The 23843-nt window shown below is 35.5% G+C and carries 21 protein-coding genes; 3 read left to right on the forward strand and 18 right to left on the reverse strand.

The genetic code is table 11. From position 1 onward, the window contains the following. Positions 1–68: 68 nt before the first annotated feature. A complete protein-coding gene (locus ACXAHI_RS09910; RefSeq protein ID WP_270180112.1) occupies positions 69–773 on the reverse strand; it encodes a response regulator in 705 nt (234 codons plus the stop codon). 3 nt (positions 774–776) lie between these two features. Beyond that, positions 777–1928 carry a sensor histidine kinase gene (locus ACXAHI_RS09915; protein ID WP_474847362.1) on the reverse strand — a complete coding sequence of 384 codons (1152 nt, stop codon included), beginning with the start codon at positions 1926–1928 and terminating at the stop codon, positions 777–779. A gap of 263 nt (positions 1929–2191) precedes the next feature. On the opposite strand from ACXAHI_RS09915, the gene ACXAHI_RS09920 reads away from it, so the two are divergent. Together ACXAHI_RS09920 and ACXAHI_RS09925 are read left to right on the forward strand one after the other, a co-directional pair. After that, on the forward strand, positions 2192–2830 hold the full coding sequence (locus ACXAHI_RS09920; RefSeq protein WP_474847363.1) for a YigZ family protein: 639 nt from the start codon (positions 2192–2194) through the stop codon (positions 2828–2830). Between the two features lie 189 nt (positions 2831–3019). Beyond that, a complete protein-coding gene (locus ACXAHI_RS09925; protein WP_474847364.1) occupies positions 3020–4087 on the forward strand; it encodes a glycosyltransferase family 4 protein in 1068 nt (355 codons plus the stop codon). A 28-nt stretch (positions 4088–4115) separates the two neighbouring features. Here the strand turns inward: ACXAHI_RS09925 and ACXAHI_RS09930 are convergent, their stop codons facing one another. Together ACXAHI_RS09930 and ACXAHI_RS09935 are read right to left on the reverse strand one after the other, a co-directional pair. Next, positions 4116–4790: a YveK family protein gene (locus tag ACXAHI_RS09930; protein ID WP_474847365.1), complete on the reverse strand. Its 675-nt coding sequence runs from the start codon at positions 4788–4790 to the stop codon at positions 4116–4118. Continuing rightward, a complete protein-coding gene (locus tag ACXAHI_RS09935; RefSeq protein WP_474848139.1) occupies positions 4791–6260 on the reverse strand; it encodes an O-antigen ligase family protein in 1470 nt (489 codons plus the stop codon). It abuts the gene before it with no gap. 217 nt (positions 6261–6477) lie between these two features. Between ACXAHI_RS09935 and ACXAHI_RS09940 the strand changes: the two genes are divergently transcribed. Continuing rightward, positions 6478–7557, forward strand: a complete 1080-nt coding sequence (locus ACXAHI_RS09940) for a glycosyltransferase family 4 protein (RefSeq protein WP_474847366.1) — start codon at positions 6478–6480, stop codon at positions 7555–7557. 55 nt (positions 7558–7612) lie between these two features. On the opposite strand, the gene ACXAHI_RS09945 is transcribed toward ACXAHI_RS09940, so the two are convergent. From ACXAHI_RS09945 to ACXAHI_RS10010, 14 genes are all read right to left on the reverse strand, one after another. Next, positions 7613–9235, reverse strand: coding sequence for a hypothetical protein (locus ACXAHI_RS09945; protein WP_474847367.1), 1623 nt, complete (start codon positions 9233–9235; stop codon positions 7613–7615). Between the two features lie 27 nt (positions 9236–9262). Continuing rightward, positions 9263–10186, reverse strand: coding sequence for a PIG-L deacetylase family protein (locus ACXAHI_RS09950; RefSeq protein WP_474847368.1), 924 nt, complete (start codon positions 10184–10186; stop codon positions 9263–9265). A gap of 21 nt (positions 10187–10207) precedes the next feature. Further along, entirely contained in the window at positions 10208–11215 is a 1008-nt protein-coding gene (locus ACXAHI_RS09955) for a GNAT family N-acetyltransferase (RefSeq protein ID WP_474847369.1), read from the reverse strand. Positions 11216–11223: 8 nt separating this feature from the next. Then, positions 11224–12702, reverse strand: coding sequence for a flippase (locus tag ACXAHI_RS09960; protein ID WP_474847370.1), 1479 nt, complete (start codon positions 12700–12702; stop codon positions 11224–11226). Positions 12703–12778: 76 nt separating this feature from the next. Further along, entirely contained in the window at positions 12779–13759 is a 981-nt protein-coding gene (locus tag ACXAHI_RS09965; protein WP_474847371.1) for an LCP family protein, read from the reverse strand. 55 nt (positions 13760–13814) lie between these two features. Beyond that, positions 13815–14525, reverse strand: a complete 711-nt coding sequence (locus ACXAHI_RS09970) for an acyltransferase (protein ID WP_474847372.1) — start codon at positions 14523–14525, stop codon at positions 13815–13817. Between the two features lie 3 nt (positions 14526–14528). Continuing rightward, positions 14529–15659, reverse strand: coding sequence for a DegT/DnrJ/EryC1/StrS family aminotransferase (locus ACXAHI_RS09975; protein WP_474847373.1), 1131 nt, complete (start codon positions 15657–15659; stop codon positions 14529–14531). A 14-nt stretch (positions 15660–15673) separates the two neighbouring features. After that, on the reverse strand, positions 15674–16780 hold the full coding sequence (locus ACXAHI_RS09980; protein WP_474847375.1) for a glycosyltransferase family 4 protein: 1107 nt from the start codon (positions 16778–16780) through the stop codon (positions 15674–15676). A 21-nt stretch (positions 16781–16801) separates the two neighbouring features. Then, positions 16802–17944 carry a glycosyltransferase gene (locus tag ACXAHI_RS09985; RefSeq protein ID WP_474847377.1) on the reverse strand — a complete coding sequence of 381 codons (1143 nt, stop codon included), beginning with the start codon at positions 17942–17944 and terminating at the stop codon, positions 16802–16804. A 16-nt stretch (positions 17945–17960) separates the two neighbouring features. Further along, positions 17961–19190 carry a glycosyltransferase family 4 protein gene (locus ACXAHI_RS09990; protein WP_474847379.1) on the reverse strand — a complete coding sequence of 410 codons (1230 nt, stop codon included), beginning with the start codon at positions 19188–19190 and terminating at the stop codon, positions 17961–17963. 25 nt (positions 19191–19215) lie between these two features. After that, the gene (wecB, locus tag ACXAHI_RS09995; RefSeq protein ID WP_474847381.1) at positions 19216–20268 is read right to left on the reverse strand and encodes a non-hydrolyzing UDP-N-acetylglucosamine 2-epimerase; all 1053 of its coding nucleotides are present in this window, start codon (positions 20266–20268) and stop codon (positions 19216–19218) included. A gap of 76 nt (positions 20269–20344) precedes the next feature. Next, positions 20345–21679: a nucleotide sugar dehydrogenase gene (locus ACXAHI_RS10000; RefSeq protein ID WP_474847383.1), complete on the reverse strand. Its 1335-nt coding sequence runs from the start codon at positions 21677–21679 to the stop codon at positions 20345–20347. A gap of 23 nt (positions 21680–21702) precedes the next feature. Beyond that, positions 21703–22719 carry a Gfo/Idh/MocA family protein gene (locus ACXAHI_RS10005; protein ID WP_474847385.1) on the reverse strand — a complete coding sequence of 339 codons (1017 nt, stop codon included), beginning with the start codon at positions 22717–22719 and terminating at the stop codon, positions 21703–21705. A gap of 242 nt (positions 22720–22961) precedes the next feature. Next, complete coding sequence (locus ACXAHI_RS10010; RefSeq protein WP_474847387.1) at positions 22962–23732, reverse strand: hypothetical protein; 771 nt, start codon at positions 23730–23732, stop codon at positions 22962–22964. Positions 23733–23843 lie beyond the last annotated feature (111 nt).

The following is a 23843-nucleotide window of genomic DNA, read 5'->3' on the forward strand; positions in this document are numbered from 1 at the left end:
AGGGGTTCCTTTTTTGTTGCTCGAATAAAACTAGGAATCTTTAAAACTTGCAAAAAAAAAGATGCGCATCAGCGCACCTTTACCCAACCTTTTTTAATCGCTTCAACAACCGCTTGTGTACGATCGTTAACGTTCATTTTTTGAAGAATGTTCGATACATGGTTCTTAACCGTCTTTTCACTAATGAACAGCTCTTCTCCAATCGAACGGTTACTTTTACCATCCGTTAGTAATTGAAGAACTTCACACTCTCTACGTGTCAAAATATGAAGTGGCTTTCGATACTCAACTTCTTTAAAACCAATTTGAGCCGTCGTTCTTTTGCCTTCTGTAGCAAGCCTTCTATATTCATCTACTAAGTTGTGAGTTACTTTTGGATGAATGTATGCTCCTCCTGAAGCTACAACTTTCACAGCTTCTACAAGAGAATTTGCATCCATTTCTTTAAGGAGGTAGCCAGCAGCTCCTGTTTTTACAGCATGAGTCACGTATGTTTCATCATCATGAATCGAGAGAATGATAACTTTCGTATCCGGAACTTGTTCAATTAACTGCCTCGTTGCTTCTACACCATTTACATGAGGCATATTGATGTCCATCAAAACGACATCTGGCTTATGGTCCTCAACAAGGCGAAGCGCATCTCCGCCATCGTCGCCTTCAGCGATTACTTCAAAATCATCTTCCATATCCAAAATACGCTTTACACCTTCACGAAATAATCGATGGTCATCTATTATAACAATTTTAGTTAAAGCTTTTGCTGTATACATCGCTTACACGCCCTCCTGTTCATGTATCGGGATTCTTATCAAAATATATGTACCCTTTTTTGGCGTTGAATCAACTTTAATCGTACCATTTAACAAGCCGACTCGTTCTTTCATTCCTAACAAGCCGAAAGATTGATCTTTACGCACATTAACATCGAAACCAATTCCATTATCTTGAATCGTTACCACAATCTTATCACCATCTAGATTCAGGTCAACATGTATTTTACTTGCTTCTGCATGTTTGATGGCATTTTGAACAGCTTCTTGCACAAGACGGAAGATCGCTGCTTCTAGTCGAACGTGCAATCGCTGTATTCCTTCATAGTATTCGAACGTAATATCAGCATTTGATCGTTCATCTACTCTATTCAAGTATTTTAACAAAGTTGGTATAAGACCGAGATCATCAAGAGCCATTGGCCTGAGGTCATAGATTAACCTTCTAACTTCTTTCAATGCATCCTCAATTAAACTGCGCATGTCTTTTATCTCTTTAAACGCTTCGTCTTTCCCTTTTTTCTCATAAATACGTTCAATTATCTGTGATCGTAACAATACGTTCGCAAGCACTTGTGCGGGGCCATCATGAATTTCTCTCGATAAACGCTTCCTTTCTTCTTCTTGAGCTTCAATGATGCGAAGACCATACTCTTGTTTCCTTTTTGCATCTTCAATCGCTTCCCCATACTGCCTCAATTCACCACCTAAGAAACTAAGGACGGTGGAAATTTGACTCATAAAAGACTCAGCTTTATCAGATGTTTTTCTGACGGAGTTAATCCTATTTTCTATACCAGCTATTTGATCTTTCAACCTTGTTTCTTTCTCAATACTAATGGAGAGGTTAATCTGTGCTTCCGAAGCTTGTTCGTACGCTCTTCTAATCACTGGTTCTCCATAGTTGTGAAAGTTTTTACTGATTTTTACAAGCTCAGCTCTTGCGATTCGATCTTCTTGCAACCTGTTTTCTCTCAATTTCTGAACAGTGCTTAACTCTTCCTTTAAAAGTTGAAGTTGTTCATTTAACTCTTGATATTCTTCGTGAGAGTGCTCTCCGATTTCGAACAGCTTCGATTTGCTTGTATTAATGCTTTCCATTGTTTTGTCCAGTATGGCGTCTAGCGCGTTTGGATCTAACTTTTGAAAACTCAAGCTTACTCCTCCATTTCTTTAGGAGACGGACGGCGAGAAAAGATAGTCCAAAAGTACTTCTTTTACAAAATTCGTATCGGACCGTCTGTTTATGTCATCAGAATTAATATTTGATGGATTAAATTAGGACAATTATAATGAATATGTCTAAATCAAGGTTGTCCCCAAGTCTCATTACTATTCTTTATTAATTTAGTATTCGATAATAAAGAACAAATCCCCTTCCGATGATGAAATTGTGAGGGAATCTGGAGGTATTACATATGCTCAATTCCTACTTAACCGTTAAAGGTGAAGGCGAACATGAAATTGTTATTCAAAAATCTCGTTTTATCACACATGTTAAACGGACTACTACTGAAGAAGAAGCTCAAGCGTTCATACAACATATCAAAAAAAAGCATAATAACGCTACCCATAATTGCTCCGCTTATTTAATTGGAGAGCAGGATCACATTCAAAAAGCAAACGATGATGGAGAGCCATCAGGAACAGCTGGTGTGCCAATGTTAGAAGTATTAAAAAAGAAACAATTAAAAGATACTACCGTCGTAGTTACCCGCTATTTTGGGGGGATTAAACTAGGTGCAGGCGGCTTAATCCGTGCGTATGGACAATCTGTCTCAGAAGGTATAAATGCTACAGGAATCGTAGAACGAAAGTTAATGACAAAGATACAGACAAATATCGATTACACTTTACTCGGTAAAGTCGAAAACGAGGTTCGTTCGTCGAATTATATACTCGAGGAAATAAATTATTTGGACAACGTTCAGGTGATCGTTATCGTAGAGAGAGGTGAAGAAGAAGACTATATAGAGTGGATGACTAATTTAACGAGCGGTAAAGGGATAATAACCGTTCAAAACCAGCTGTATATAGAAGTGGATGTTCCAGTTTGATGTGAAAATTATATTGATATAGTTTAATAAAAACCTTTCCCTATCTTCCCATTATTTTGATATGATAATGGAGTATGGGTTTTTTTGTCGAAGCATATAACTAAGTTATCGATAATTAGCATGACAAAGTTTTCATTTTCACGAAAGAGGGAAATGTTATGTGAATGCATAGTAAAGTAGGTGAAAAACATGCCATCATGGCTTGACCTTAGCATCGCTTTCTTGATAGCACTATTCACTACTGTGGCCGTTACACCGTTAGTGATGAAGTTAGCTATAAAGATGGGTGTTGTTGATCAGCCTAATAATCGAAAAGTACACAAGAAATTAATGCCTAGACTGGGCGGTTTAGCTTTTGTAATTGGCTTTTTTGCAGGCTACCTATATTTATCACAATTTTTGGATACTCCACTAAGAATTATACTTGGAGCAGTGATTATTATCATTGTTGGTATACTTGATGATAAATATACCCTTAGTGCAAAAGTAAAATTTATCGCACAGATCGCCGCTGCACTACTCGTAGTCAGCACAGGCTTAACGATTGATTTTGTTGCTCTTCCGTTTATAGGAAAAATTGACCTTGGCATTGCAAGCTACGCAGTAACTGTTTTCTGGATCGTTGGCGTTACGAATGCGATCAACTTAATTGATGGACTAGATGGATTAGCTGCAGGTGTATCAACCATCGCGCTTACTTCCATCTTTACTGTAGCAGTGTTAAATAATAATATATTTGTTGCTGGTATCGCGATCATCTTGATCGGTGGTACGTTAGGATTTCTACTCTTTAACTTTCACCCTGCAAAGATTTTCATGGGTGACACAGGGGCATTATTCTTAGGCTATATGATTGCCGTGCTCTCTGTAATCGGCTTCTTCAAAAGTGTCGCGATCTTTAGTTTTGTATTACCTGTTCTAATATTAGCTGTTCCGATCTTTGATACGTTCTTTGCAATCATAAGAAGAATTAAAAATAAACAGCAAATTTCAGCACCAGATAAATTCCATCTACACCACAACCTATTAGCTTTAGGTTTTGGGCATCGTGGGACCGTATTGATCATTTATTTAATGAGTGCGCTGTTTGGGTTATCAGCTGTTGTATTTACCTCATCATCAGTTTGGGGTACATTGTTTATTATTGGAATAATATTGTTTGCTATGCAATTTACTTCCGAAGTTTTAGGTTGGCTTAAAGAAAAACCTACCCCCATTCTCAGTACAATCAAAAAAATACTAGCTCTCATGCAATAAAAAACAGCCCTCTTAAGGGCTGTTTTTTTTATTGCTTTTCATCTTTTCTCAAAAATTCAGGCAAGATGAGAATAAACATACTTATAACCGCACCAACAAGCAACCCAAATATAGCTCTTTTAAATGGATCACCTAACTGATCCTTTATAGTAACTGGCTCATTGACGATAGTATCACGCATGTTAAGAATGTTTAATTGTAACTCATATATAAATTCTTGTTTTTTCACCGCTGATTCTGGGCTATCAGGAAGTGATTCGAGTTTATCTATTTTTTCTTGAAAAAAGCTTTTTCTTTCCTGTTTTATTTCATCACTTTCTTTAATAAAAGCTTCTGTGATATCAGACAATCCAGACTCTACAGTGGACGAATCTTCTCCAGTTAACTGTAGTGTCAAGATTTTACCAGGCTTTTCTCCAACCGTTAAGTTTTTTGATAATTCTTCAGGAGGCATTGATAAACCATATTTTTCGTCTAAAATTTTCAAATACGCTTCGTTAGATAAGAAATCTTTAACAGTACGTGGTTCTGTCATTCGATCGTACTCATAATTTCCAAGTGCTATTTCTGAATATGCTGTATATGTCGCTGGAGTTTGCGTTTCTAACAAATAAGAAACTCCAGCAGTGAGTATTGGAATCAACAATATTACCCACAAAAACTTCTTAAACCTACTATAGATTCTTTTTAAGTTACGTTGCATTTAAGAATTACCTCCTGTTATGGGCCTACTAACATGGCTATATTGAGTTGAATAATACACAATAAATCCAATTGCAAAAGCAAATAACATCCAATGATAATTTAAAGTTAAAACAGAACTAGGACTTATGCTTGCAAGGGAAAATACAACTAGGCTCGTGGTTAATGCCTCACTTATCATGAGCACATTATCATCACATTTCTTTCTTGAAATTTTAAAAAGTATATACAAAACACTAATATACAGGGCTAAATAACCTGCGATAATAATTGCTCCATAATTGACCATTATTTCTGCCCACCAATTGTGAACATTAGAAAAGATGTCTATCGGATAAATGGCATGGTTTTTTAAATAATATTCCGCATTGCCAGCTCCTACACCAACCCCGTAAGTTTCTGTGAAATAGGCATATACGTTCTTCAAAATATTTGTTCGAACATCTATTGACCCACCAGTGGTCTTTGTAAAAACCTTAGAAATAATCTTATCATATACTGAAACCACTTTTGAATAATATAAGACCCCAACAATTGATCCTATACCGATTCCTGTTCCTAAAACAAATACTTTGAATTTCTTTCCACCATATAGGAGTAACCAAACTCCAAAGCCAAGCAGCAGGGAGATATAATTTGCCCTGGAGGAAGTCACATAAATAATATAGATAGAGCTTAATACTATTCCAATACCAATTAGTTTCACAAACCAATTTTTATGAAATTTAATCATACTTACAACAAAGAAAACACTTATCGCAAGATAACTTGCGTAATCATTTTCGTTACCAAATACAGCAGTAGGTACTCCATGCATATATTCTGCTAAATCATTGATTCTAGAAACGCTCAGATGCTGTTGTGTAAGATGATTCCAGAAACCTAACATCAGTAAACAAACTAACATTCCAATCCATAGGTAAAAGAAAACAATATAATGCTTTAACTTCGTAAAAAGAAACGAAATGATAAATATAAGAGATATACCGAGACTTAAATAAAAAACATTTTTTATCCCCAATATTATGGATTCCGCCCATATTAATGAAGTGAATGCTAGAAATATCCAGAAAATCAGAAAAACGAATATAGGTTTATAAGCTACTCCGCGCCAATCGATTATCTCTTTTTTCTTAATTAAAAAAAGGAGAAACATAGGAATTACTACTAAATATACTGCTCGAAATGGAAACAGTGAAACTGGACCTAATTTAAAGGTAATTGATGGACCGATAAATGAAGTGACAATCAGTAGATATAGTAATAACTCAGATATTTTTACTTTTCTCTTGAACCATTTCATGAAATTTATAGTGAATAAAATTGCAGGGAGAATGATGATAAGCGCACCCCATGCAATAGTTTCATTAAGGCCAGTAAGGACCGGAATTACTGTAAAGTTCATTACAACAGCAACAATAATGGCAAGTAATATTTGTACATAGATATTCTTCACCAGGTTAGTAATCATTCCCACAAACTTTCAACTCCTACGAAAATTTCACTCATTTCTTTGGTGGTAACCTCCTTATCTCATTATTGCCATAATAAATTATTCCATTTAACTTATTTCTTTTCAATAAGATTTTGTCGAAAACTACAGTTAAAAGTATTCGTAAATTCATTGCAAGTTCTGATGTTTCTGTTATGATTATTTAAGATTGTATACTTTTAAGTAGGTGAAATAAATGTTTACAATACCGCAACTTATAATAGGTTTTATATTATCATTTATAGTGTCCATTGTAGCTACTCCACTAGTGAAGTGGTTTGCTATTAAAATCGGCGCTGTAGACAAGCCCGATCCAAGAAAAGTTCACCAGACAATTATGCCAAGACTTGGTGGACTAGCAATTGTAATAGGGAGTAGTATCGGCTTTCTTTATCTTTCTCCATACTCCTCTTACATGCCTGATATTCTCATAGGAGCTGCTATTATTCTATTAATCGGGATTCTTGATGACAGATACACCTTGTCTGCAGGAACTAAATTGATTGCCCAACTTATAGCGGCGATCGTAGTGGTTCAATCTGGCCTTAAAATTGATTTTATTGCTCTGCCATTCGAAGGTATCCTAGATCTAGGTCCATTTGGATACGTATTTACTGTACTATGGATTGTAGGTATTACAAATGCGATAAATCTTATAGATGGTTTGGATGGACTTGCAGGAGGAATCTCTACAATAGCCTTCTCATCCATGTTGATAATGGCAATCTTTAACGGAAACTTTCTAGTAATCTCTTTAACTCTCGTATTAATAGGTAGCACACTAGGATTTCTAATATTCAACTTTCACCCAGCAAAGATTTTCATGGGGGATACAGGAGCTCTATTCCTTGGCTATTCTATTTCAATCGTATCACTAATAGGGTTCTTTAAGAGTGTGACACTTTTCAGCTTTATTATTCCAGTTATTATTCTTGCAGTTCCTCTATTTGATACATTCTTTGCTATTATTAGACGTATTGTTACTAAAAAGAAAATATCGGATCCTGATAAATCCCACCTTCATCACTGTCTTCTTTCAATGGGATTCAGTCATAAATCAACAGTGTTAATTATATATGGATTAGGTGGCTTTTTCGGATTATCAGCAGTTCTCTTTTCTAATGCAACTCTTTGGGGTTCCTTTATAATATTAGGATTGATTCTAATTTCTCTACAATTAACAGCAGAGATTGTTGGACTTATTGGAGACAAAAGAAAGAAACCACTAATTAATACTACTAGAAAATTATTATCATACAGTTTTAATAGAAAATAATCATCAAAAAAAGAAACGGACAGTAACTCTCCACTTGTTACTACTCCGTTTTTTTTTATCTTTCAAGATAGCTATATAAAAGACCTAGAGAGATAATTCTTCCTAAATAATCATTCTTTATATCTTGAATAGTGATGGTTTTCGACAGAATTCCTTCTCTTTGTAACACTTTGACCATATCATTGACAATAGGCATTCTTCTAACTGTTTCATAGAAATCTTGGTGATGATAATTTACGGCAAAGATTTTTTTCTTAAGAACTTTTTGTCCTAGTTTCTTTACAACTCTTTTTCCTTTATCTGTCGCATATTTTGAGCTATCTTTTATTAGCTCATATTTATTTGAAGAGACACTTAAGTTGCCTTCTGTTGTTTTAATTTTCGCTACCTCAGGATTCATCTTAGTAATGATTTCACGGTGGAAGTTATTAAAAAAACGTTTTTTTCTAGGTAGGTTATATCCTACTTTCACTACATCAAACTCAAGAAGTGGAGAATAGCTATCAATGATACTTGAAGAAGAAGTGAGCAACCTTCCGGCTAGTGTTTGCATTCTATAGAAATAATATATTTGATCATATGTCTTTGTATTTATATCTTGTTTATATTCTTCCAATTCTTTTATTGCATTCTGACTAAAAGTCCGATTAATTTCAGATAATTCGTCTGTTAACAGGTTATTATCAAATTTGAGAGGCAAAATTCGTGAATGATATAACTTACTTACATTTGAATTTGGGCTTCTATAGTTCGGAAAATCTTGTAGCCAGAAGAAATCTTTATAAAGTTCTCCTCCAGCTCCAGTAATAATAAGATCAATGTTTCTCTCTTTGCGTTCAATTTGACTGTTTCGTCCACTATAAGCATTAAAGATTTCATATAGACCATCGCAGAAATAAAATAAATCCTTTATTTCGCCCTCATCTATTTGTCCTGTTCTTTCTGATATTTTGAGTGAACGTCCCAAATTATTTGCAACTTGTCTAGCTATTTTAACGTCCTTATCATTAGGTGTTCCTGACACTGAACAATCATAATTCACTTTGAAGTAATCTAGTATAGTTGCTAGTAGCCTAGAATCAATTCCACCAGTTAAATCAACACTTACCTTTGCATTTTTTAACGATGTGGCTAATCCTTCAAAAAAACTTACAAATGAGTCAGTAGCCGCTTTTTCTCCTTCTAAAACATTGTGTTTCTTTTCCAATATAGCCATCTCATTATTATGAATCTTAATAATGCTAGTTCTATTAATTTTGATTATTTCTTTAAAGAAAGTTCTCTTTTGATATAAAACTCCAGCATTTAAAAATTCAATAATTCTATGCTGATTAATATCTTCTTTTCCTAGACCAATCTCCTTAACAAGTTTAAGAAACGAAGTAGATACAATTTTTTCAGAAGAGTAAGCTTCAAATAAGCCACTATTATCAATAAAAGAAAACGAAGTATCGGAATTTTTATCGTAAATTGACATAAAGAAATTCCCATGTAACTTATCGATAACTTCTTTCAAATCTTCAGTACCTAATAAGTTGATAAGTTGTTCGACAGTTTTTTGCCCACTCTCTACAGAAAGAATATAAACGAATCCCTTCCAATAGACCTTATATTTGTCATTCTCTATATGCTGCACATCAGAATCAGAGAGCGTATAATTATTATTCTCTAAAAGCATTTGAAAACCTCAAATCTTTTTTTATTTCTAAAGCTCTAAATAACTCTTTTTGATATCTAAAGTACTATTATAAGTATCGATGGTATTTCGATGATCTCTGTGAGCTATCAACTTCTCTTTAAGAGCAAAGTAGGTAGCATTATCCTCGAAATGACGGTTAACGAAATCGGAATAAGTTTTAATATCAGATTTTATATACAATTCAGCCTTATGCTCTTTACCAAGGAGCAGCCCATTTAATTTATCCATTATAGGAAGAAAGTAAAACTTTGTTCTTTGTGATTTATAGAACGTTAACAATTTCCTTTTTTCTTCAAATTCGTTAGTTATATCAAGGATAATATTTGAAAAAACAGGAGATATTGGACTTTGTACTTCATACATCATAAGGGTAGTGTTATTAAACAATTCTTTGTCTTTGTTATAGAGATCACAGATTTTTTTGCTTGTAGCGTAATGATCAACGTGTGTATCTATAATTGATGGAAAAAACACAGTATCAGGTTTATATGTTTTCATTAAATTCCCAAGCTCTTCACTAATATCTGTAGTCAATAACTCAGAATCTCTTGAATTCAAAAAGTGTAAATTTTGCTCTGAAAGTCCTAATTCATTCGCAACTAATACCGCCTCTTTTTTTCGCTCTTCAATAATTTCTTTTTCCAACAAACCATGGGTTCCATTTTTTTGACCAGTGGTTAGGTAGGCGATATGTACTTCCTTGCCCTTTTTTAAATACTGTAAAATTGCTCCACCACATCCAATAACATCATCGTCTACATGCGGAGCTAATATTAAAACCCTTTCTCCCTTTAGATGAGTAACCATTTCGTTTCTTTTTTGTATCTCAGCATTATTGTTAGAAAGCATTTTTTTAACAAAAGCATTATTTTTAAATGTATATGTTTTTAGAAATAATGGCTTGATTACTTCCTTAATTGATGAAAACATTTTGTTTCCTCCTACATGAAATTATGCAGTGTCTGCATCCCCAGCACTAATATGCCAAACTCCTTGTTCCAAGCCTAGTTTTCCTATTTCTTTCACAGTGAATTTTAAAGTAGACTTTCTTTTTCCCAGCCCTAGTTTGGTATAGAGTTTTGAATTAGACATTTCACTTTCCCAAAGCCTTACAATGTCAAAGTCCTTCTTTCTCAAATAAGCGAATAAATCTTTATAGACTTGCTTTACATTTAGATCTTCGTTTACTACCGATTCTAAAATGGTACCTTTTATGATTCCATTCACATGATCTTTCCTTATAACAAAGATAGCTGCTGCTTTTTCTTGCTGTTTAACCTCCAATAAAATGTAGTCATCAAAAGGTTTTTCAACATACTTCCAGTTAAGATACTCTTTTGTTCTTGATTGATGAGTCTTATTTTTCAAAGCAGTATACATAAAATCTTCGTGACTTTTGTTGAATGTTTGGATTTCTTGAATTTTATTATTATATTTCTTTTCTTTCGTTTTCATCATTTTATCAAGGAATGAAATTACAGGCGTAATGAATGGAATAGTTGGCACAACTGCTTCTAAGCTTAAAACTTTCACCCTAATGTTAATCGGAGTGATTTCTCTCCAACCCAATTTTTTTAGTGGAGGGAATGATTGATCATTAGGGAAAGTATAAATGAGCTTCACATCCATTTTTTCTAGTTCTTTTAACGCCATTAAGTTTAATTGCTTATATATTCCCATTCCTCGATAATCCGGATCAACCATGGAATCAACAGATTGAGCTCCTTTTACTTGATTGCCAGCAACCGTTAACTTAGTGATTAAAATTACTCTAGACCCCACCATTGCTCCTTCTTTATTAAAAGCACAAAAAATGACAGCTGGGTTATTTGTATTACAAAATTTCCACTCGAAATATTCCTTAGACATGCTTTTGCCAAAGACTTTAGAATATAATTTTACATATGAAGAAAAATCATTAGGATGATAAAGACGATAATTAACTTTTGATTCACTCACTTTTTCTGTCAGCTACCTTTCTTTTTAAAACGATTGAAAAGGTGAAAAATCTCATCATTGATTACTCTTAATAATAGTAATGATACAAAATAGATGATTAATCCTAACAACACCTGAACAAAAAGCAATATAGGTATATTATTGATGGGTAGGAAATTTGCTCCGTAAACACTTACGCCCATAATAACTGTTGCTGTAATAATTTTTATATGGGAGCTCGTAAACACAATTCTAAGATGAGACAAATGGTTAGTTTTATAGAACGATAAGATAAAGTAAACAAAGTAGGCGATGAGCGTTGCCCATGCTGCCCCAATATATCCATACATAGGAATAAGAATAAGATTAAATAAAATATTGGTTACCGCGGCTACAATCGATATATTTGCTATTTCTTTACTCTTTTTAACAAGTTCTAAGCTTTTGTTAAGATACTGTCTTATACCTAAAAATAAAAACCCAAATGTAATGATTGGTATAATTACAAAACCAGCTTTAAAATCATTTTTGATAAAGAGAGATGTTATATTATTAGAGACGACTGACAGCCCAACCACTGCGGGTAGTATCATGATAAAAAAATACTTAAATATATTATTAAGTGTTTTGTTAACTTCTGCTTCGGGACTATCTCGATATTTCCGAAATAATATAGGCTCAGCAGTGGACATGAATATTGTAATCAACGGCATCATGATTTGCTGTGCGAATGAATAATTAATTGCATAAATTCCCACTTCGCTACTATCTGTTAGAAACTTTAACATAAAACGATCTGAGAGCGTTAATAGCCAATGAACTCCTAGTATTAAAATAAACGGAAAACCATATTTAAAATACTCCTTGATAAAGTCAAAATCAAGTTTATCCACTTTAATTAGGCGTATTTTCTTTCTTTCTTTATAAAGTACTACTGATGAATAAATGATATCTGAAACAATCGTTGCAATTAGAATCGAAGCAATACTTAAATCAAAACTATGTAACAGATAAATAAATAATAAGAATCTAATTAGTATCGTTAAGGTCGTTAGAACAGTAGCAAACCTAGCTTTACGATTAGCCCTTAAATACGAGAAGAAAAAGGAATGAAGGTTTGCGGAATATAATAATACGATTGTTAACCATAAATATTCACTTGGAATAATTCCATCTATAACGCCAAAGTAACTCATCACATATAAAATCATTGAAATAAGTGTAACTAATCCCGTCAATACAGCTATAGAAACGATAATTAACTGCTGTTCCTTATTATCCTTTTCATCATTTGTATAGTACCGAATAAATGCTACATTTATCCAGTTCACTGATAGTATACCCAGAAATCCTGCCGAAGCATTAATTAGACTATATTGTCCGTATTCAGCAGTTGTGAAATTACTAGTAAAGATAGGGACAAGTAAAAACCCAACGATCATTGGAACAATATAGGTGATGGCATAATAAACCAGGTCATGTACAAAGGATTGCTCTTTTTTACTCATATTTGAAACTCCTTAGTAACTAAATTACTGAGCATTCAATAATCACTATATTCTTCACAAAAACACATCTAAGGAATTATTCCTCAGATGTGCTCTCATGATTCAAATGGTTTTTGAGAATCTGCTCTATTTCATTTACATTTTCTTCATAAGGTTCAAAATAATATATTCCATTTATTCGAGAGTCTTCTCCCTCGAATTTGAGGTTCTCTATATTCGATGATTTTAAATCTGTAAAATTCTTCTTTAAAGTAACGATATCTAAAGCAGTTAAATTTGTTTGAATATTGTCTCCCAAATGGTCAGCTATGTCATCTAGTTTAAAAAGGCCCGACACCGACAATGTTTTGTCTAATGCTGCATCAATTACTTGGCGTTGCCTATCGCTTCGGCCAAAATCACTATCAAACCTTCGCATTCGTACATATGCTAACGCTTCTTCACCGTCTAATTTCATTGGCCCTTCAGTAAACTGGATTTTCTTGCGATTTTCTTCGTCACTGTATTCCCAGAAATCAAACGGTACATCTACCTTCACGCCATCAATTTCATTTATAATATCTTTAAATCCTTGGAAATTTACTTTAGCATAATAATCGATAGGTATATCTAAGAAGTTTTCAATGGTGTTTATCGTCATATCAGGACCACCAAAAGCATGAGCGTGGTTAACCTTATCCATTTCTCCCCTACCAACTATTTCAACTCTGGTATCACGAGGAATACTAACCATTTTGGCAGTTTTTTTCTTTGGATCTATTGTCAACAAAATTAAGGTATCAGTACGGCCATTATCGCCACCTGTTGAATAGTCTTCAACTCCCATAAGCAAGATCGAGAAAGGATCTTCACCTATCTTAACAGCCTCTCCACGCAATTCTGATTGTGTACCACGCTCTAATTCGTTAAAAGTCTTCTTAGATGCTTGATATCCTTGCAATGCAACATAAGCACCATAACCAACCACGATTACTGCGATTACAGAGATCAACAGAATAATTTTTCTAAGAATAGAGCGTTTCCTTCTTCGCCTCATTCGCGACTTGTTGTTTGCCAAACATAACGCCTCTTTTCAATTCAAAAACTCTACATTCGTCTATACGGGAAGCTTCTTATTGGTTTTTAAGAAGTTGAGTTTCTGGAACTTTTCTAACTGGTTTTGCAGGCGAGCCAACTACAAGCATTTCTGCTTCCACATCTTTCGTAACAACACTACCAGCAGCGACGGTACCATCTTTTTCAATTGTCTTTCCAGGAAGTATTGTAGCATTTGCTCCTATTCTTCCCCCATCATGAATCGTTACTCCTTTAAAATGTTCATATCTTTCAGATGATCTTGCTAAATAATTATCGTTAGTTGTTACAACATAAGGTGCAACAAAAACGTTATTACCTAGCTCAGAATAGGCAGTAATATAGGAGTTAGTTTCCAATTTACACTTAACACCAATCCTACAGTCGTTTTCGATTGCCACACCGCGTCCAACAATCGTTTTTTCACCAACAGTAACGCGCTCACGGATGGTAGCAAGATCTGCAACGAAAACATCATCAGCTAACTCCGCATTAGCATAAATAATTGATGAAGTACCGATTGTGCAGCCTGAACCTACCTTTGTTGGTGGTAATTTTTTCACCTCTGGAAGTATGGAGTTTTTAGCTCGAGCAGGTTGCTTACCAATTATAACGTTGTCTTGGACCATAACTCCATTTCCTAACTGTACTCCATCATAAATTATAACATTATTGCCCAACGAAACATTTTCTCCAAAAGTTACATTTTCACCAATAACAACATTTTGACCTATCTGTACAGGTTGCATAGATTATGCTTCTCCTTCCTTATTGCTTTCGTAGAAGTTTTTAATTGCTTCCACAACAGTCTCCTGCTGTTCTTTCTTTAATTCTGGGAACATTGGAAGAGAGAGAGCTTCCGAACATGCTTTTTCTGTATGAGGAAGATCGCCTTCTTTATAACCAAGGTTTGAGAATACAGGCTGAAGGTGTAGTGGTTTAGGATAATAAATCATTGTAGCAATGCCCTCGTCTTTTAAGAAAGATTGCAACTTGTCTCGCTCTGGTACTCGAATTGTATATTGGTGGAAGATGTGATAGTTATGTTCTTCTACAAAAGGAGTCACAACTTTATCTCCAAGATGCTCATTCAGTAATTCTGTATAATATTCAGCTTTTTCGATTCTTTTCTTATTCCAATCAGTAAGGTGTGGGAACTTAACATTTAAAATTGCAGCCTGAAGTTCGTCCAATCTACTGTTATATCCTAATACATGGTGATAATATTTTGGTTTACTACCATGCACTCTTATAACTCGCATTTTCTCCGCAACTTCATCATCACTTGTAATGATCATACCTGCATCTCCATATGCTCCGAGGTTCTTGGTTGGAAAGAAGCTATACGTTGCAGTAGTACCAAGTTCTCCAACTTTCTTGCCTTTGTATTCAGCTCCAATGGATTGTGCTGCGTCTTCAATGATAGCTAGGTCATGTTTGTCTGCTAACTGTTTAAGTGCATCCATATCAGCCATCTGTCCATATAAATGGACAGGAATAATCGCTTTTGTTTTATCTGTGACTGCTTTGGCTACAGCCGAAGGGTCAATATTATAAGTCTTTGGGTCAATGTCTACAAACACAGGAGTTGCCCCTGCTCGTGCTATTGCACCTGCTGTTGCGAAAAAGGTAAAGGCTGGACATATTACTTCGTCCCCTTCTTTTACTCCACATCCTAATAAAGAGATGTGAAGTGCATCACTACCATTTGCAACTCCGACGCTGTGAGTAGCGTTGCTAAAGTCTGCTACATCTTGCTCAAGTTTCTTAACATTATCACCAAGAATAAATCGTGAACTTGACATTACTTCCTCTAAAGCCACGCCAATTTCACTTTTTAATGATTGGTATTGTTCTGTTAGGTCAAGCATAGGTACTTTCATTTGTTAGCCTTCTTTCAGTAAGTTTTTTGTAAGTTCTGATAAATATCTATCAATGTTTTGCTTTCTTTTTCCCAATTGTACTTTTGCTCAATGGCTTCTCTTCCATTCTTACCCATTTCCTCAGCCTTTTGTGGATTAGTTGTTATCCAATTAATTGCATTAGCGATTTCATCGGGGTTTAATGGGTCAACACAAAGACCGCAATCATTACCTTTAATGATATCTTCCCATAATTTAAAGTTAGATCCAATCACAGGAATTCCCGCTGACATATACTCAAACATTTTATTAGGTTGGGCGTTTATATGGTTAGGAAGTGGATGATATAGAACCAAACCAGCAAGAGACTCAGACATTACACCAGCAACAGTTTCTCGGTCTACGAACCCCATATCTCTCACATTTTCCCAACCAGTATTTGCTTCTAGATCTTTTCTTAATTCTTTCGGTGCTATGTTTCCGCCTAGTATAAGGGTTGAATTAGTTTTTCCTATAGCTTCTACCATTTCTTTTGCTGCTCTAATTTTGGTTATCCCACCAATAAAGCAGACCGCAGATTTTTTTCTTTCCGAATCTGAATTATCCATATACAATTCACTTAAAATGGGATAATTATTTACATTATAAGCGTTTGAACCTATACGTTTAAACCTTTCGCAAATATAAGGAGTTGCAGTAATGACAGCATCGAATTTTTTTGCAGCGTAGTGTTCATACTTTTCGAAAACAACGCTAATACTTTTACGAAGATACTTTGGTATCCACTGCTTTTCTAAGATCTGTCTAGGTACGTCTTCGTGTATATCATGAATAACTTTTTTCCCTTTTCTCTTTAACTTAAGTCCAATTGGAATAAGTTCAGGGTCATGGAAATGATAGATGTCCGCGTCTACTTTTAGAGCCGCATTATATACTTCTCTTGTTGTGTTGATCATTCTATTTCTTTCATTTTTTGCATCAGAAGCCACTCCAACAATATTCACTCCATCTTTTACAAAAGAAGTTGTATTCGGTACGACATAGGATACGTCATATCCAGCTTTCTGAAGTGAGCGACACTCCTTTATAAAAATCCTTATATCATTAGGAGAGTGGACCGAGGTTAAATGACAAACTTTCATTTCATACTACCTACTTTCAGATCAAACTAACTTGTTATAAACTTGGTGAAGTTTACGAATGACAGCCTCTTTGCCAAATCTTTCTTTACAATCTTTATGGATTGTTATAGGATTATAATCTTTTTGATGCTCTTTCATATATGTTAATCCATGAGCTAGCTCGGAAGCACTTCCTGGTTGAATCAATAATCCATTCAAATCGTTTACGATCATACTAGGACCACCACTATCCGTTGCAATAATGGGTGTGCCAACTGCTAATGCTTCAACTAAAGCTACACCAAAGGTCTCATAATAGCTTGAAGACACAAGCACATCTGCTTGTACCATCTCTTTTAAAACATCTTCTCTTGAAAGTGCACCTAAAAATGTAATTCTTGATTCAAGGCCGTATTTCTCAACTAATTTTTTCAAACGGTTTTCTTCTTCTCCTATACCAGCAATTCTCAACGTTTCATTCCCTTGGTTAAATGCTTGAGAAAAAGCAGTGATAAGCAGGTCAACACCTTTGTTTGCATTCAAATTTGCTACAATCAGTACGTTAAATCCTTTATTTGAAGCGTTGGACGCTTTAGGGTTTAAGTGTTCCATTTCAATAAAATTTGGTATCAATTTGATATCTTTTTTGGTATAAGAAACTAAGTCTTTTTTTAAACCAGGTCCAACTGAAATGATTTCATCTGCTTTGCTAAATGCTGCCTTAGCAAGTTTTTCTTGATAAGGTTTAAGCATATTTCGACCGAATGCAGAAGAGTGTTCCGTAATAATCAAAGGAATACGTTCTTTCTTACTTAACTCACTAGCACCATAGCCTCCCCATAGACATGAATGGGCATGAATAATATCAGGTTTGCCGATATCACTTACTATTTGCTTATACAATGATTTTAAGCGTTTTTTAAAAATCAGTTCTGTACTATATGGAGCATTTCCAAAGAAATTGAAGCCTTTAAAGCGGTAAGTCATTACCCCGTCTTCAATTTGTTTAGTTATTTTTCCTTTTTCTTTGTGAGTTCTAATAGCCTTTAAGCTCCATATTTCAGGAAACGCGACAGTTACCTTATATCCTGCTTTACTTAAAGCAGTGGCTTGCTCTTTGTAAAAGATGCCCCTATAAGGTTTGCCCTCCATAGGGTAACCAGAAGGGACGATTAAGACATGCATCCCATTCCTCCTCATCTTATTTTCCTTTATCTACTTTAAGGTTTATTAGTAATTCATCTACAATTTTTCCCCATGAATATTCTTTCAACACAAATTCTCTTCCATTTTCCCCAATTTCATCTTGATCTTTAGTAGATAAGTTAGCACAATAAATCATTTTCTCTGCAATATCTTCAACATTTTCTGGTTCAGCAATTATCCCGCATTTTTTTTCAGAAATAAAATCTGCACTTTCACCTGTTCCACAGTATAAAACAGGAGTTGCGGTGGACAAAGCAGGGAAAATCTTAGAAGGTCTTGCTCCTTTAAACAACTCAATATTTCTTAAGGAAACGATACTAAAATCTGTTACAGAGAATATATTCGGCATCTCTGACACCGGTACAGAGTCATGAAAAAGGGTGTTATTTAACCCTAACTCAGCTGAAAGTTCAATTAACTTTTGCTTTTCAGGGCCATCCCCCACAAATAAGAATTGAATGTCAGGCTTAATACTTTGCACTTTTTTCGCAGCATGAAGAATTGAATCTAGCCCTTGAGCATAACCCATTCGCCCTGCAAATGTAAAAACAGTTTTATTAAGAGCGTCTAACTTTTCTACCCAATTATTATCAGGGGATTGAGGTTGAAATGTTTCAGTATTTACTCCGTTCGGTAGTAAAAAGACATTCTCTTTAGATTTACCTTTTTTGATTAGATATTCTTGGATGCCTTCTGTTGCGGCTGCTAGTTTCCATGACTTCCTATATAGAAACATTTCGAGTTTCTCAGCTAAACGAATAAATTTTTTATTTTTAACAATGCCTAACTCCACAGCTGATTCAGGCCAAATATCAGCTACATTAAAGACGAATTTAGAGCGTTTCATTTTTGAAGCAATAAGACCTGTTAAGCCTAAAAAAAGTGGAGGAGAATTACATATGATTACGTCAGTCTTACCTGACTTTAATACTGAATAAAATGCACTGAATGTGAACGAAAAGTAAGATACAAGCCTTCTCCAAAAACTTCCTTTAGGAGAAGGGTAGATCCAACTTCTATGAACAGGTATTGAGTCATATGTTTCACGAACATAAAACTTTCCTTTATATTCTTCTGGAATTATTCCATGAGGATGATGGGGAAATGCAGTAATAACCTCCACCTGGTGTCCCTTCTTCTGTAGTTCCTTACTTACCTCATATAATCTAATTTGAGGTGCGCCTATCTCTGGAGGGAAATGTTGACTAAGTAGTGTAATTTTCATCAATCTCATCCTTGTCTAATAATGCTTACCGAATCATTTCACTTATTTTCTCTGAAGCTCGACCATCACCAAATAAGTTCTTATATGTTGGCGTTACAGGTTCTTCTACCGCTTGAACGATTTTTTTAAGGTCGGTTCCTACGAGAACATTAGCATTATCTTCTAAGGTTTCTACCCACTCTGTTTGATCTCTCAAAGTAACACAAGGGACCTCCATAAAATATGCCTCTTTTTGAACCCCACCAGAATCTGTAATAATCTTTTTAGAGTTTTGTTCGAGAGTTAACATATCTAAGTAACCTACTGGCTCAATTACATGTAAGTTTGGTACAGAATTTAAATCAAAGCCTTGATCTTCGATAACTTTTTTTGTGCGAGGATGAATTGGCCAGACTTTAACATCATTTATTTTTGAGAATGCGGTTAGGATATTTTCCATTTTGTCACGATCATCTGTATTTTCAGCTCTGTGAACTGTAATAAGATGATATTCTTTAGAACTTACACCGATATCAGAAAGAACTGTAGATTTTTTTTCAGCCAGTTTTCGATTGAATTCTACTGCGTCATACATGACATCGCCAACGTTATATACATTTTCTTGAACATTTTCATTCTGCAAGTTCTCAACAGCCGTGTTAGTCGGACAGAACAATATGTCTGAAACATGATCAGTCATAATACGGTTAATTTCTTCAGGCATGTGTTTATTAAAACTTCTAAGACCTGCTTCGATATGAATTACAGGTACATGTAATTTGGATGCAGCCAAAGCTCCTGCAAGCGTAGAGTTGGTATCTCCGTATACTAGTAAGTAATCAGGAGTTTCTTGCAAAATAATTTCCTCAATCTTAGCTAACATCTCACCCGTTTGCTTCCCATGATTTCCTGAACCTACTCCTAAATTAAAATCTGGTTTAGGTATTTCTAGTTCCTCAAAGAAAATTTCTGACATATTTTTATCGTAATGTTGACCTGTATGTACGATCAACTCTGTATGGCGCTTTCTCAGTTCTCGGGAAACTGGAGCAGCTTTAATAAATTGAGGTCTTGCTCCTAACACCGTTAAAATCTTCATTATAATAACTCCCTTCGTATTATCTTCTTAAGTAAGAGGCATAGATGATACCATCTACGCCTCTTCATAAAGGACTTTATAACTTATAATATTTCTCTGGTTTTTCTTCGACGTTTTTGAATGCATTACGTGTATCAAAGATAACAGTACTTCTCTCTGCGATCATTTGATAGTCAAAGTCAGAATGGTCAGTCGCTAGTAAGACTAAGTCCGCATTCTCAACGAGCTCTTCCGTTAGAGCAACGGTTTCATTCACTCTTTCTGCTACTTTAAAGGATTCAACGTGTGGATCTGCTACGATCCAGTCTGCACCAGCTTCCTCTAGCTGCTCAAGGATAGGTAGGACTGGAGATTCACGAACATCCTCAATATCCTTCTTGTATGCAACCCCTAGAACAACGACACGTGCACCGTTCAGAGCTTTTTTATCTTTGTTTAAAATCTGCATGCAGCGATCGATAACGAAATCAGGCATGCTCGTATTGATCTCACCTGCGATTTCGATCAGGCGTGTATGATAGTCATACTCTCTAGCTTTCCATGTAAGATAGAATGGATCGATCGGAATACAGTGACCGCCAAGACCTGGTCCAGGGTAGAACGGCATGAATCCGTATGGCTTCGTAGCTGCAGCATCGATCACTTCCCAAACGTCGATGTTCATCTTGTTACATAGAATCGCCATTTCATTTGCAAGTGCGATATTGATGTTTCGGAAAGTATTTTCTAGAATCTTCTCCATCTCAGCGACAGCAGGACTTGAGACTTCGTGCACATCGCCTTCTAACACATTACGGTACATCGCTGAAGCGACTGTTGTACAAGATGGTGTAATACCACCGACAACTTTTGGTGTGTTCTTTGTATTATAGATTTTGTTACCTGGGTCAACTCGTTCAGGAGAATATGCAATAAAGAGGTCTTCCCCACATACTTTACCTGTCGCTTCAAGGATTGGTTTTAAGATTTCTTGTGTTGTACCTGGGTAAGTTGTACTTTCAAGCACGATAAGCATTCCATCATGTAGATACTTCGCAATTTCTTTTGCAGAGCTTTCAACATAAGAAGTATCAGGCTGCTTGTACACATCAAGTGGAGTCGGAACACAGATCGCTACAGCATCAACGTCTGTAATTCTTGAATAATCGGTCGTTGCAACTAATTGCTTCTTTTCAACGTACTCTGCAAGCTCTTCGTCCACAACATCTCCGATATAATTGATACCATCATTAACGAGGCCAACTCGCTTTTCCTGAACATCAAAACCAATAACATTGTAACCAGCTTTTGCTTTTTCAACAGCTAGTGGTAGGCCAACGTAACCTAAACCGACTACACCGATTGTAGCTGTTTTGTTTTCAATCTTTGCTAAAAGTTCCTTTGCATTCGTGTTCAATTGAATATCAACCATGATTATTCCTACTTTCTTTTATATTAATCGCGTATTTTGATTGGAGCATTCGTTTCTGCAGAGTCGTATAGCGCTAATACGAGTGCTAGTGCCTTCTTACCGTCTTCACCCGTTACGACAGGCTCACGATCTTCCTCAATAGCCTTTACCATATCCTCAATAATCCACTGATGTCCTGGTTTACCGAATGGATCAGCTTTCACTTTCTCGATAAGTGTGTTGCTCTCTTCGTCATTTAAATCTTCGATCGTCAAGTGTTCAAAGAGGGTAGCTGTTGTACCACCAATTTTTACCGAACCAGTTTCACCGAACAAACTGATCGTCTCTTCAAGGTTCTTAGGATAGATCGTAGTAGCAGCTTCAATCACACCTAGTGATCCATTTTTAAACCGAATAACGCCTGTTGAAACATCTTCCGCTTCGATATCTCTAAGTCTTGTAGCACTCATGCTGTAAACTTCCTCAGCATCGCCCATCAGCCACAGAATCAAGTCCAAATTATGTATCGCTTGATTCATTAAAACGCCGCCGTCTAGAGCTTTTGTCCCTCTCCAAGGGGCCTGGTCATAGTAAGCTTGATTACGATTCCATCTAACAGTAGCGTTTGCGTGACTTAATTTACCAATCTTACCCTGGTTCATTAACTCTTTAATCTCCATCATCACTGGACGGAAACGGTTCGGGTGCACTACTGATAGCTTAACATTATTTTCTTTGCATGCATCGATAATGCGTTGAGAATCTTCAAGAGTAAGAGCAATTGGCTTTTCTACCACGATGTGTTTCCCGGCAGCCGCTGCTTGTACGGCAAGATCGCCATGAAAACCACTTGGCGTACAGATGTTAATCACATCTACGTTGTCATTCGCCAATAATTTGCTAAAATCATCAAAAGCTTCAACACCATAATCTATTACAAATGGTTCCATTTTTTCAGCAACAGTATCACAAACAGCAAACAGCGTAGCACCTTCAGCTGCTTGAATTGCATCAGCGTGTTTCTTTGCTATATGGCCACAACCTACAATTGCAAAATTCATATGTGTAAAATCTCCTTTTCAATTTCCTATATATAGTTTTCTACCGGACTTTATATTTTATGAACATACTTGTAAAGACATCTATATAATAAAATCTTCTATAGTAATTGTATAGTAATTATTTTCAATATCAATTATTTTGTTAAATCGACTAAAATCAAAAAGACATCAACCGATCAGATGCCTTTTTGCACATACTAAATTTTCTATACCACTCTTCTTATTTTATCAAACTGTTTTACTTAATTACCGGTGAAATACGATGTTAAGTATTGCGCCCAAATGTTGTGGCCCATCTCATTCGGCTCGCTTTTATCTGTGAGGTACTCGTTCATCTTTTCATCATCTAAAGCTGGCCAAGCTTCCCAGTGATCTAGATAAATATAGTCATGATCCGAAGCGAAGCTTTCAAGATCCTCTACTTGTAAAGGATAATACGTCGCATCGTATAAAGGATTCGATGGCTGAATCATAATGGTGACATCTTCATTCACTTTTTTATATTTATTTATCAAGTTGGTTGTGATTTCAAGAGAATCTTCAATACGGATAATCCCATTATTTTTAAGTAAGAAAGGTTCTAGTAGCAGCACATCTACGTTAGAAGCTGTAATCTCCTGAACAACCTCATCTGACGTTTTGTCTCCAAATGACTTAACCGTTAGCTCAAATACTCCGTCTCCATATGTATTGTCCAGGTTTTCTTGTAACACTGCTGGCCAGCCGACTGCATCTTCAGATGTAGCCGCAGAACCTACCGCCTCCACTTTTACGGGAAGTTCACCGTTTTGAATCGCTTTTGTTAATTCTGTGGGGAGATTTGAGGCGAGCTCATTCATTCCTTCAGAGTTCTGATTCTTATTATCTCCCTTATCTTTCACCCCTTCTGAACTTACTTCAGTAGCTCCAGCGCTTCCTTCATAATCAGTCGCTCTACTTTCCCAATGACTCTTTCCTAATATAATGACAACTATACATGCTAGTAACAGTACGATATTCATTACTTTGTTCAACCAAAGTCCCCCTCAGATTTAGTTAGAAATATTATCCTTATTTGATTACATTTACTAATACTTAGTTTCAATTATATAGAGAGACCCCCACAAAATAAACAATATATCGAA

This window comes from Anaerobacillus sp. ABD4_527, from assembly GCF_056160805.1.